At 67.4% G+C, this 12704-nt stretch carries 9 protein-coding genes; 4 read left to right on the forward strand and 5 right to left on the reverse strand.

Features of this window, described 5'->3' with window-relative positions; translation table 11 throughout:
- Positions 1-290: 290 nt before the first annotated feature.
- The 4 genes from FNH04_RS00265 (at position 291) to FNH04_RS00275 (ending at position 4037) form a co-directional block, all read left to right on the forward strand.
- Positions 291-1505 carry a cytochrome P450 gene (locus FNH04_RS00265; RefSeq protein ID WP_152779128.1) on the forward strand — a complete coding sequence of 405 codons (1215 nt, stop codon included), beginning with the start codon at positions 291-293 and terminating at the stop codon, positions 1503-1505.
- A gap of 465 nt (positions 1506-1970) precedes the next feature.
- Positions 1971-2681 (forward strand): dienelactone hydrolase family protein, encoded by a 711-nt coding sequence (locus tag FNH04_RS00270; protein ID WP_194236481.1) that lies wholly within the window; start codon positions 1971-1973, stop codon positions 2679-2681.
- Positions 2682-2692: 11 nt separating this feature from the next.
- The gene (locus tag FNH04_RS48815; protein ID WP_194236482.1) at positions 2693-3028 is read left to right on the forward strand and encodes a hypothetical protein; all 336 of its coding nucleotides are present in this window, start codon (positions 2693-2695) and stop codon (positions 3026-3028) included.
- Positions 3029-3149: 121 nt separating this feature from the next.
- Positions 3150-4037, forward strand: a complete 888-nt coding sequence (locus FNH04_RS00275) for a TIGR03620 family F420-dependent LLM class oxidoreductase (protein WP_152779129.1) — start codon at positions 3150-3152, stop codon at positions 4035-4037.
- A 225-nt stretch (positions 4038-4262) separates the two neighbouring features.
- On the opposite strand, the gene FNH04_RS00280 is transcribed toward FNH04_RS00275, so the two are convergent.
- The 5 genes from FNH04_RS00280 to FNH04_RS00300 form a co-directional block, all read right to left on the reverse strand.
- Positions 4263-7562: a S8 family serine peptidase gene (locus FNH04_RS00280; RefSeq protein WP_152779130.1), complete on the reverse strand. Its 3300-nt coding sequence runs from the start codon at positions 7560-7562 to the stop codon at positions 4263-4265.
- A gap of 316 nt (positions 7563-7878) precedes the next feature.
- A complete protein-coding gene (locus FNH04_RS00285) occupies positions 7879-9372 on the reverse strand; it encodes a subtype B tannase (RefSeq protein WP_386573477.1) in 1494 nt (497 codons plus the stop codon).
- A 294-nt stretch (positions 9373-9666) separates the two neighbouring features.
- Positions 9667-10449, reverse strand: coding sequence for an HpcH/HpaI aldolase/citrate lyase family protein (locus FNH04_RS00290; RefSeq protein WP_322722162.1), 783 nt, complete (start codon positions 10447-10449; stop codon positions 9667-9669).
- A gap of 8 nt (positions 10450-10457) precedes the next feature.
- A complete protein-coding gene (gene hpaH / locus FNH04_RS00295; protein ID WP_152779132.1) occupies positions 10458-11243 on the reverse strand; it encodes a 2-oxo-hept-4-ene-1,7-dioate hydratase in 786 nt (261 codons plus the stop codon).
- Between the two features lie 30 nt (positions 11244-11273).
- Complete coding sequence (locus FNH04_RS00300; protein WP_152779133.1) at positions 11274-12686, reverse strand: RraA family protein; 1413 nt, start codon at positions 12684-12686, stop codon at positions 11274-11276.
- Between the last annotated feature and the right edge of the window lie 18 nt (positions 12687-12704).

Below are 12704 nucleotides of genomic sequence, written 5' to 3' on the forward strand. Positions count from 1 at the left end.
GTAGAAGTACTCCCTGCGCCGTGAGCACAAGCCGACTTCCGTCGTGGTTCCCTACTGAATCCGTGGTAGGTCGTGGGCCGGGCATACCGCATCTTCGGTAGCCGAAGTGCCTGAACCTGAAGGACGGCAGCGGGGACGGGCCGGGCCAGGGTGGTCACAGGTGCGGTTCGGTATCGCCCGTGTTCTTCGCGTGCGGAGGAACACGGGTGCGCTCGGACTTGCCCGAGGACGAGCCTCCCCGACACTCCCAGCACCCCTCGCATCCCCCACCACGAAGCCGAGGAAGGCGCATGACCACCACTAGCGACTCCGCTGCCTCCCAACTGCCATTCGACCGACCCAACGCGCTTGATGTCTCCCTCATGTACGAGGCCCTGCGCCGGGAGGCGCCGGTCACCCGGGTCACCACGCCGGTGGGTGACCCCGCATGGCTCGTGACCTCGTACCAGGAGGCGAGGCAGATATACGCCGACTCCCGGTTCGTGCGGTCGCACCCGGAGCCGGAGAAGGCTTCCCGGGTGACCGACGGCGCGCTGGCCGCCGGCCCGACCCAGGACCCGGAGAACGAGCGGTTCCGGCACGAGCGCATGCGCGGCATGCTGGCACCGGCCTTCTCCGCGCGCCGGATGCGGCTGCTGAGCGGCCGCATCGAGGAGCTGGTCGTCGAGTGCCTCGACGACATGCAGGCCGCGCACGACGCCCGCCCCGGCGAGCCGGTGGACCTGCACGAGTTGCTGGCCTTCAACCTCCCGGTCAGGGTCATCTGCGAGCTGATCGGAGTGCCCTACGAGGACCGTGACTTCTTCACCGGGCTGTCGGAGCGGCTCGGCGGTGCCACCGCGGACGCCCGGGTGGCGATGGGTGAGCTGAGCTCCTACATGCTGACGCTCGCCGCCGAGAAGCGGAAGAACCCGACCACGGACGTCATCTCCGACTTCGTGGCCATGCAGGAAAAGGACCCGACCTTCGTCGACACCGAGATGAGCCGTCTGGCCGCGGGCCTGCTGTTCGCCGGACACGAGACGACTTCGACCCGGATCAACCTCGGGGTGATGTTCCTGCTCTCCGAGCCGAGCCGACGGGACCAGTTCCTCAAGGATCCCGACGGCCAGGTGAACGCCATGGTGGAAGAGGTGCTGCGGATGTCCGCGGCCTTCGGGCTGGGCCTGCCGCGGTACGCGCAGGAGGACGTCGAGATCGGCGGGGTCACCATCGCCCGCGGTGACCTGGTCCTGATCTCCAATGACGCCGCCAACCGTGACGCGGCGGTCTTCGAGGATCCCCACGAGTTCAAGATGGACCGCAAGCCCAACACCCACCTGGCCTTCGCGCACGGCATGTACGTGTGCCTGGGCTCCAATCTCGCCCGCTCCGAACTTCGGCTGGTCTTCCCGGCGCTGTTCCGGCGTTTCCCCACGATGCGCCTGGCCGTCGACGTCGACGACATCAAAATGGACTCGTACCGGCTCAACAACGTGGTCGAACGGGTTCCTGTCATTTGGTGACCAGAGCCTCTGGCTGACGTACCGTCCGCACTCTGCGGACCACACGGCGAACCGACCGGCGCCACCGCAGCACCCCGTTCCACGACGGGTGGCTGCGGTGGCGCCCTTCGCCTCGCCGTACGGAGAACCACCATTCGTGCCCCGACCCCGCCTGCCGGTGTCGCTGTTGCGGCGCCGTCGTCCGCCGGTAAACCAGTCGCGTTCAGGCAGTCCAGCGGATTCCCGATCGCGTGGCCCCAGCCCGGGGGAACCGAAGGTCCGCACCGACATGTTCCTGCACGGCCCCTGCAACCTGCCTGTTGGGCGGTAGTCACCAGATGAAACGACGGACCCTTGTTCTGACGGCACCGTTGGCACTGCTTCAGCCACGCTTGGCGGAAGCGGCCACCCGTCCCGCGGGACCGTCCCCCGTGGCCGCTCTCTCCAGGGCCGGCACAAAAAGCTGCCTTCGAGTCTCCCGGAGTTGTGCCGGGAAGCTTTCCGGCCTTCTACGAACAACTCAAGGACCAGCTCACATTTCCGCTGAGCTGGGAGAAGTCGCGGTCCAGGAGCTTTCGTGCCTGGCAAAGGACTGCCCGTGGCAAGGTCGAGGAATTCCTCTTCCAGCCCGTCGACACCACGCGGTTCGACCCCGAGATCATCGACGACCGGGCGGCCGACGGCCACCGCCGACGTTCCCTCGTCTTCAACGTGACGCAGTACAGCCGTGTTCGCGCCAAGATGCTGCTTCCCAACGGCCCCGGCCCCTTCCCCGCCGTACTTCTGCTGCACGACCACGGTTCGAAGTTCGACATCGGCAAGGAGAAGCTGATCCAGCCGTGGTACGACGACACGCGGCTGGAGTCGGCGCGCTCCTGGGCCGACGAGATGTACGGGGGCCGCTTCGTCGGAGACGAACTCGTCGCCCGTGGGTACGCGGTGCTCTGCGTGGACGCCCTGGGCTGGGGTGACAGGTCCGGTCTGAGCGCCGACGGGCAGCAGGCGCTGGCCAGTAACTTCTTCAACCTGGGCTCGTCCATGGCCGGCCTCGTTGCCCGGGAGGACCTGCGAGCCGCGGCCTTTCTCGCGGACCTGCCCGAAGTCGACGCCGAAAGGATCTCGGCGGTGGGCTTCTCCATGGTGGATTCCGAGCCTGGCAGGTCGCCGCCCTGTCGGATCACATCTCCGCGGCTGTAGCCGTGTCCTGCATGACCACGGTGAAGGAAATGATGGTGCCGGGCCCCTTCACGGACCTGGGGCAGTCCGCGTTCTTCATGCAGCATCCCGGCCTGAACCGCCATCTCGACATGCCGGACGTGGCGAGCATCGCGGCGCCGAAACCCATGCTGTTCTTCAACGGCGAGGACGACCCGGCGTTCGCCGACGCGGGCGTGACAGCCGCGTACGCCAAGATGCGGGCGGTCTGGGCGTCACAGCGCGCGGCCGGGCACCTCGGAACGAAGAGCTGGCCAGGACTGGGCCACGTCTTCACCCGGGAGATGCAGGACGAGGCCTTCGCCTGGCTCGACCGGCACGGGCGGTAGCCCGGAGCCTGCCTGTCCACGTTGAACCGACCAACTCGGTTGGAGAACTGTCCGAGAGCGCGTTGCGCCGTCATGGGTCTCGACGTCGTAGGCGTGCGATACAGAAGGAGAAAGGACGTCCATGGGCCTCTCAGGAGTGGGTGTCTGGAGCATCCCACTGGCGAGTGCGGACCCGGCCGAAGCCGCGGAGGCGGCGGCCGAACTCGAGGAGTTGGGATACACCGGGATCTGGTTTCCGGATGGGGGCGGGCCGGTGTTCGACACGGCGGACAGGCTCCTGGCGGCGACTCGTGAAATGACCGTCGCGACGGGCGTGTTGAGCCTCTGGAACCACACTCCCGCGGAGACCGCCGCCGCCTACTCGTCGCTGTCCGCCACTCATGGAGGCAGGTTCCTGCTGGGCATCGGAGTCAGCCATGGTCCCGTGGTCGACGCGTCCCAGCCGGGTCGCTACCGTCGGCCGCTGGCGGCCATGGAGTCCTTCCTGGACGGCCTGGACACCGCGGACCCACCGGTGCCGACCGACGCACGCGTACTCGCCGCTCTCGGTCCGAAGATGCAGGCGCTGGCGGCCAAACGGGCCCGAGGAGCTCACCCCTACCTCGTCACTCCGGAGCACACCCGGCGAACCCGCGAAGCGCTGGGCGAGGGGGCACTTGTTCTGGTGGAACAGACGGTCATCCTCTGCGCGGACGTGGACGAGGCCCGGGCCATCGGGACGGACTGGCTACGCGGCTACCTCGCTCTGCCGAACTACGCCGGTAGCGTGCAACGCCTGGGATTCTCCGCCGAGGACATCGCGGGTATCAGCGACCGGCTGTTCGACGCCCTGATCGCCTGGGGCGACGAGGAGGCGATCAAACGCCGGGTGGACGAACACTTCGCCGCCGGTGCCGACCATGTCTGCCTCCAGGTGCTCGCTTCGGGCGGACTGAGGGCGTTTCCGCGGGAGCAGTGGCGTCGCCTCGGATTCATCGCGGACGGGCTCAGGCCGGGCAGGGCGAAATAGGGGGCAGCATGCGGGTGTGTGTCGCCGCCCGCATGCTTGCCTTCGCCACTGAGAGCCCTGCTGTCGGATGTGGGGCAGCGATCGTGCCGTTGTATACCGGGCTCCTCGTCGACTGAGGGTTACCGTCGGGCAATGGCAACACCCTGATGCCCGGGAGAGACGAAGTTGTCCCGGGCATCAGGGTGCGGATCACAGACACGGGTCACGTAACGGTGCCGCCTGCGGTTACGGCGTAACCTTCTGGATCTTCACTGTGCCCTCGCCCACGGGTGTCCCGCGGTCGGTGAGCAGGTGCACCACGCCGAAAAGCTCACGGCCCTCAGGGGCCACTGCCGCAGCGGTGACGTGGGCGGACACGGTCGTCGAGTCGCCCTTGGCGAGCTTCACCGCTCCCAGGTCGTCCGCCGTGAGGGAACCGAGGGCGGTCGAGAAGAACACGTCGCGGTAGTCGTAGGCCGTCGAGCCGGACGGGACGTCGTAGCCCAGTACCTCGATGGTGTAAGTGCCGGCGGCCGGTTTCGTGACGGAAACGGACTCGTCGGAGTCGCTGTCGGCGTCCCAGCCCAGCAGGTCGCCATCGGCGTCGTACACCGCCAGGTCCAGGTCGGCGGCCGCATCGGCCGGGTTGCCGATGGCGACATCCAGGGATGCGGTGCCCTCAGGCACCACGACGGTGGTGGTTTGCCTCTCGCCGGTGGCGATGGTCGGCCGTGTCTGCTTCGAGGAGCCGAGGGAGCCGCCCTTGGCGGTGCCCGCCTCGACGGTCGCGTAGTTGTTCGTCGCCGTCCAGGAGACCGGGGACGGTGTGCCGGCCTTGGCCTCGGGCAGCGTGACGGTCTCCGGGGCGAAGGTGGCGCCGTACACGACGACATCGAGGTCGTAGGGATTGTCGAGCGGTTCCGAGGCGAAGTACGACTGGACCACGATCTCCCAGACACCGGCCTGCGGATCCGTGTACGTGGCCACATCCGGCGTGTCGGGATCATCCTCGTCCACGGGGACGCCGTACGGCTGGACCGCGCTCGCCACCGTCCAACTGCCTTCCTTCAGGCCACCGAGCGCGACCTCCAACGCCTTGGCTCCCTCGGGAACGGTCACGAAGTAGGTCTTCGCGCTGTTGCGCTGTACCGAACCCGAGGTCGAGTAGGTGTATTCGACCGGGGTGGAGACCACCACGGTCGTCATGACCTGTTTGTCGACGCCCACGGTGGCCGGATCGTCGATCTCCAGACGGGCGCTCTTGATTCCCGCGGACGACGGCGCGGCCTGGACCTTGACGGTGACCGGCTGGTTCAACGGCAGTGCGACCGTCTGCGAGCCGAGAATCGACAACGTGCGGGCCTTGTTGTTCTTGAGTCGCAGCATGTGCGTGACCGGCTCGTCGGGACCGGAGGTACGAGTGACGGTGACGTCGTACGTCTTCTTCTGGCCGGCCTTCAGGCCACCCTCGCGGTCGTAGATCCCCCTGCCGAACCCCGGCGTCTTCAGCTCCTGGTCGAGTGCCGTGTCGACCGGGGCCTTGACGGTGTAGTCGTGGGCGCTCACTCCCTTCTGAATCGCCTTCCAGGCGGCGGGGATGTCGATACGGCCCGCGCCCTCCTCGTAGGCCTGAAGTCCCTTGATGTGGCGGGCCGTCGAGGTCAGGGCCGTGCGCAGCTGCTGCGGGCTGAGGTCGGTGTGCTGTTGCTTCGCGGCGGACAGCAGCAGCGCGCTCGCGCCCGCCGTCTGCGGGGAGGCCATCGACGTGCCGTTGTACATGCCGTACCCGGGCGGCAGGTCCCAGCCCGTCAGATTCTTGTACGACTGGGCGCCGGGCATCCACGACGGGATGGGGGACACCGCCGAACCGGGGGCGACGACCGTCGGGGTGAAGCCGCCGTCCTCGCGCGGGCCGCGGGAGGAGAAGGTGAACAGCCCGTACTTCTTCTCCACCTCAGAGCCGTAGTTGGCGGCCCAGGTCTCCTTGGACACACCTGCGCCGACCGAGATCACCTTGTCGGCCAGGCCCGGGTCCTCGATGGTGTTGGCGCCAGGGCCGGAGTTGCCTGCGGAGAGCACGAACTGGACGCCGTAGGTGTCGATCAGACGGCTGTACAGCTCGGCGAACGCGCTCTGGCCGTCGTTCAGCGTGGGAAGGCCGCCGATGGACATGTTGACGACGTCGACACCACGGTTGACGACCAGATCGATCATGCCCTCGGACAGCGCCACGTTGGTGCAGCCGGAGCCGAAGAGACAGGCGCGGGAGGAGACGATCTGCGCGCCCGGGGCGGCACCGTTCATCTTGCCGCCGAACAGGCCGTTACCCGCAGCGATGCCGGCGACGTGGGTCCCGTGAGCTTCGTTGACGACGCCGATGTTGACGAAGTCGGACTTCTTGCCGACCCAATCGCCGCCCATCGGGTCCATCGGGACGTCCTTGCGGATCTCCACGACGAACGGCTGCCGCTCCGCGATGGCCGTGTCCGGGTTGTCGGTACCGAACCAGCCGATCTGGTGGCCGTCCTTGTACGGCTTCATCGGAGTGTCGTCGGTGAAGTCGTGATCGTCGTTCAGGTCGACGGTCACCGTGCCGGCCTGCGGGTCATAGAGGACGCCCCAGCTGTCGGTGGTGTCGCCGTCGCGATTCGCATCGCCGTCGGGCTCGCCTTCTTCGACGGTGCCACCGGCGGTCACGGACTCCCGGAAGACGCTGATGCGGTGAGAGCCCGCCGGTGATGTCCAACTCTGGCCGTCGTATGTGAAGTTGGCACCTGACACCTCAGCAGTCATCGCTTGCCAGGTGTCGTCACCGTCGACGATCGGGTCGGTGGACGTCACCCAGTCCACGATCTTCCGCTCGCCCGTGGTCGTCTTCTGCAGCGCGGGGCTCGCGAGGTCGACACCCGTGTCGAGCACGCCGATGGTGACACCTCGGCCGTCTGCCTTCGGGTGCCTCTTCACAAAGTCGACGGCGCCCGTCTCGAAGGACGGGTTGTACGGATTCTCGGCCGGGGTGTCCTTGCCGGGCGCCGGGTAGGTCTTCGAAGTCGCCTTCGTGGCGGCGCCCTTGACGGCGCGCGCGTCGGAGAGCGGGTCCTCCAGCGGAATCTCGCGCCGCAGGTCGATGCCGTGCACCGAGGACAGCCTGGTCGCGGCCTTGATGGCCGCGTCCGCCCGGCCGGTCGGGACGGTCGCCCGGACGTAGCCGAGCCTGTCGTAACTGCGGCCGACAGAGCCGCCCTTGATCCCACCCAGCTCCTTGGCGACCTGCTCGGTCTTCCCGGGAGCGGTGGCGATCATCATCGTGACGTTCTTCTCGCCGGTGAACTTGGCTTCGGCGAGTTGCTCGGCATCCGCCGAACCAAGCTTGTCGTGCGCGGACTTGGAGGTCTCGGCGGTCGTGGTCGCGGAAGGGCCTTCGGTGGCGAAGGCCAGGGGTATGAGTCCGCTCGTGGTGAGGATGGCGGCCAGACCGGCGGCCATGGCTATGCGGGTTGTGCGTCTCACGCCCGGATCCGGGGAGACGTGGGGGGTGGTAGGCATGCGATTCCTTGCACGGATCGAACCAGGGCGCCACTTTGTACGCCCGGTGTCCCTCAAACCCCATGAAATACTTGAGAGTTAAGAGACTGGATCGATCATGCCGTCACCCCACCAGGTGCAAAGAGAACAGGACGCAACTTTCCTATGGGGATTCTGTGATTCCAGCAGGAAGAGGAGGGTCAGTTCATCAGGGCAGCTATTGACAAGGCCGCATGTACTGCATTCGCAGTAGAGAACTCGAAGCTCGGGAGGAGAATCCCGCGAAGAGTCCTGCCCGACGTGACTGGGCAGGAGACTCCAGGTGTCGGGGCGGCCTTTACCGCGCGACGCCTCGCTTGTAGCCGGTCACGCGGGCGATCCACTTGATGAAGTCGCCGGGGTCCTCGTCGGCACCGTGGCCGGCGTCCCAGTAGTAGGAGGTGTCGACGTCGTCGCCCAAGTTCTTCAGGCGGGCGTGGAGGTTGCCGACCACCGAGAGCGAGGTGGCGCTGTCCTCGGCGCCGACGCGGATCCACCAGTGCTTGGCCCGGTTGCGGTTGACGTCCTCGACGAGGTGGTACATCGGGTTCATCAGGTTGAGCTTGGCGGGAATGTCGGCGTCGAGGCGGGCACTGTCGCCGTTCTCGTGGCGCAGGCTGAACAAGGTGAAGTGCCGCGCCTTGGTGGTGCCGGTGCCGAAGAGGTTGGTCTCGGGTGTGGACAGGGCGAAGTCGTCGAACGAGGGCACGTCCTTCGAGCGAGTTCCCTGGTGGGTGAGGAAATCGGTCCAGGAGAAGGTCGCCTTGCCGTCGGACCACCCGATGGTCGCGTTCGCGGCCAGATAGGTCTCGCGGTCGGTGTCCGAGAGAGCGGAGAGGTACTTGGTGGCGGAGGGCTCCAGGTGGGTCTTGACCAGGTACTCATCAAGGTTGCGGGTGGTGAGGGTACCGAAGCCCTTGGCCTTCAGCTTCATGGAGGCCACGTAGTCGCCGTAGGCGGTGCTCAGTTCCTTGGAAAGGGTCCGGTCGGCGAGTGAGCCGCTGGGCAGCGGGAGCGAGCCGTAGCACCACTCGTACGCCATGTCGGCGTGCTCGAGGTCGATGATCGGGCACCAGGCACCGACGGCGAAGACAGCGTCGGAGGCATTGGCCGCGCCCAACTCGGCCAGGTAGGAGTCGTAGAGCGGGCTGTCGCCGGAGGCGCCGAGAAGAGACGACAGGGCACCGCCCGCGCTCGTGCCAGAGGTGACGATCCGCTCGACGTTGCCGGGGATGCGCCCCTTGTTGGACTTCACGTAACGCACGGCGGCCTTGAGGTCGACGATCGCAGCGGGCGCGGTGCCGTAGTAGACGCCGCTGGAATCCACCAGGGAACGGCCACGGGCACCGGCCTCGACGACGACGTACCCCGCGGCCAGGGCCAGTTGGCCGCGGCTGGTCCCGCCACCGAACGGGTTCCCTCCTATTCCGGTGTTGCCGGCCACGGACGACGGCATATACCCACCGACGCCGTTCACGAAGAGGATCGGCGCGCCGGCGGCTTCCACTGCGGTGCCGTCGATCTGCACGGGGACGCTGACGTTGAGGGACTGGTACGTGGCGTCGACCGGGTTCGCTACGTACGAGGCCACCTTGTAGAAGCGGTAGACCACCTCGTGAGCGCTGCCGTCGGCATCCGTGATGCTCGTGGTGAGTTCGCTGTAGCTGTCCGGGGCGAAGACCAACGACGGATCCATGGAGGCCGATGGTACGGCGGCGTTGCCGTCGGCCTGGGCGCTGAAGCCGAATCCGGCCGTCGGCACTGCGACTGCCGCGGTGAGTCCCATGACCATTGTCCTGCGCTGCACTTCCGTCTCCTGTCCTCGCGGTTCCTGGAAACCTGCCATGTGCCGTACGCAGTCGGGTGCGGGCACAGCTGGAGTGCAACAGTCGTTGCTGAGGATTGCTTGTGCGCACCCGGTGGCAGCGAAAAGAACCGGCCACCCGCCGTCCGGAGCTCTGCCCTGGGGCAACCACCACGTACGCCCTACAGATCACTCAAATAGTCAGCGAAATCGTCAACAATATTGGCGTAATCAACGCGGCGAGGGTGACGATCCGGCGACGCTGGTACTGGACATACCTGCTCATTGATCATCGCGCTCCGTTTCCACGAAGCGGGCTGCCAACGCCTCCGATCCTCGGGCCAGCAGCGCGACATCAGCGCCGATGAGAACGAACGACGCCCCGGCCGCGAGGTAGCCGTCGGCGACCTCGGGAACGAAGGCATTGACGCCGACGGGAATCCCCTTGGCGATGACGTCGACGAACGCCCGGCGCACAGCTGCCGTTACCTCGGGATGTGTCTGCTGTCCGAGGTAACCCATCGACGCGGCCAGGTCGGACGGTCCGACGAAGACACCGTCGACGCCATCGGTCGCCGCGATCTCCGCGGCGGCGTCGACGGCCTCGGCCGTCTCGATCTGGACGAAGATCGAAACGTGTGCTGCCGCGTTGACGAGGTAGTTGTCGATGCGATTCCATCGGGCCGACCGGGCAAGGGCGGAGCCGACGCCACGCCTGCCGAGCGGCGGGTAGTGGGCGGCTTCCACGACGGCGCGCGCCTCCTCGGCCGAGTTGACCATCGGCACCAGGAGGTTCTTGGCACCCAGGTCGAGCACCTGCTTGATCACGACGGGGTCGGCCTCGGGGATACGCACGACGGGGACGACCGGGTAGGCGGCCACCGCCTGGAGCTGCGCGAGGATCGACTCGAGTCCGTTGGGGCTGTGTTCCATGTCGATCAGCAGCCAGTCGAGGCCACCGCCGGCGCAGATCTCGGCGACGAGCGGGCTGCCGCTGCACACCCACATCCCCGCGAGCGGTCGGTCTGACGAACGGATCGCGTCACGCAGGGTGGGGATCGTCACGGGCGGGGTCACTGGAAGCGGCATGTGATGGTTCCCATCTGTCCGTAGTCGCACAGCACGCTGTCGCCGCGTGAGATCCACATGGGCCGGGTGAAGGAGCCGGCGAGAATGAGCTCTCCGGCTTCGAGCCGGGTCTTGTGCTGGTGCAGTTTGTTGGCCAGCCACGCGACACCGGCGGCGGGGTGGTTGAGCACACCCGCCGCCACGCCGGTCTCCTCGATGGTCTCGTTGCGGTAGAGCAGCGCGGAGATCCAGCGCAGGTCGACGGCGTGGGGCGGAGTCGGGTTACCGCCGACCACGACGCCGCCGTAGGCGGCGTTGTCCGCGATGGTGTCGACGATGGTGCGGCCCTCCAACTCGATGTGGGAGTTGAGCACCTCAAGGGCGGGCACGACGTACTCGGTGGCCCGCAGGACGTCGAAGACCGTGCAGTGCGGTCCTTCGAGAGGTGTCGCGAGCATGAAGGCGAGCTCGACTTCGATGCGGACGTTGGAGAAGTCGTCGAAGGGGATCACCGAACCGGTCTCCCAGACGGTGTCGTCGAAGATGACGCCGTAGTCGGGCTCGGTGATGCCGGTGGCGGACTGCATCGCCTTGGAGGTGAGCCCGATCTTGCGGCCCACCAGGCGGCGGCCGTCGGCCAGCTTGCTGTCCCGCCACACCGCCTGAATGGCATAGGAGTCCTCGACCGTGGTCTCGGGGTATCGGCCGGTGATCCGGGGAATCACGGAACGCTCGCGGTCAGCGGTGGCGAGCTCGGCGGCGAGCCCGGTGATCGCGTCGGGGGGCAGCATGCGCACTCCTTCAATCCTGGCTGCTCTGGCTTATCGGCTCGCGCGCCACTCTTCGTAACGGGCCCGCCATTCGGGGTTCATGGGGAACAATCCGTCGACCGGATGGCCTGCCTTGACCTGCTCGGCGATCCAGGCGTCCTCGTCCTCCTGGGCGAGTGCCGCATCCGCGACCTCCTCCGCCAGTGCGGGCGGAATCACGATCACACCGTCGGCGTCACCGACGATGACATCGCCCGGCTGCACGGTGGCGCCTCCGCAAGCGATGGTGAGATCGGCGTCCCACGGCACGTGCTTGCGTCCCAGGACGGCGGGGTGCGGTCCGGCATAGTGCACCGGGATTCCGACGGCGGCCACCGCCGCGCTGTCGCGAACCCCGCCGTCGGTGACGATCGCCGCGGCACCACGGGCCCAGGCCCGGATGGCCAGTACGTCGCCGAGGGTGGCCGAGCCGGTCTCCCCGCGCGCCTCGATCACGAGCACCTCGCCCTGCGCGACCGAGTCGAAGGCCCGCTTCTGTGCGTTGTATCCGGCTCCGTGCTTCTTGAACAGGTCCTCACGATTCGGCACGAAACGCAGCGTCCGTGCAGTGCCGACAAAGCTCTGCCCCGGGGTCAGCGGGCGGAGGCCGTCGATGAAGACGTTCTCCAGACCCCGCTTGCGCAGCTGAGCTGACAGCCCGGCGACCGGGGCCATGGCCAGCTTCTCCCGCACCTCGGGCCGCAACGTCCCGAGGTTTGCCGGGTATGTCGACAGCGATCCGACGGTGGGATCAAGCGGAGTGTCCTGGTGGGTCACAGTGGTGCGCAGCGCGCCCGAGGTCGGGGCGCCCGACGCCTCCGGGGCATCCACCTCGACGGCGACCATGCTTCCGGGCTCCAACAAGACGGAGCCCGCGGTCGACGGGGCGATGATGACGTCACCCGGCTCGAGAGTGAGGTGCTGGGACAGGTCGGCGACGACCTGGTCGAATCCGAACGGCAGGGCAGCGCTGGTGTCTTCCTGGACGAGCTGCCCGTTGACCCAGGTGCGGACGCGCAGCCCGGACGGATCGACTTCGCCGGCCGCCACGAACCCGGGGCCCAGCGGTGTGAATCCGTCACGGCCCCTCGAACGCAGCAAGGAGACATCATCGTTGGCTCCCGGCTCGGACAGCCCGAGGTCGACGCCGGCGGTGACCCAGCCGACACGGCTCCAGGCCTCGGCGCGGCTGACGGAGCGTGCCGTGGCTCCCATCACCAGGGTGATCCCGGGCTCACACGTCAGCTGTTCGATCCCCGGGGGGATCGCCGCCTGTCCTCCCGACGTGGCCGCGGAGCTGGACGGCTTAAGAGAGTAGGTCAGCCGCGCCGGGTGGCCGCCGCCCTCCTGCGTGCTCACGGCGCGATCCGCACGCACGGTGATGATCTTCCCCGGGTGCTTCTCCCACGGGACATCGGTCTTCATGCTGTCATCCCCTTCCGC

Source organism: Streptomyces phyllanthi (genome assembly GCF_009377205.1).
Lineage (GTDB): Bacteria > Actinomycetota > Actinomycetes > Streptomycetales > Streptomycetaceae > Streptomyces > Streptomyces phyllanthi.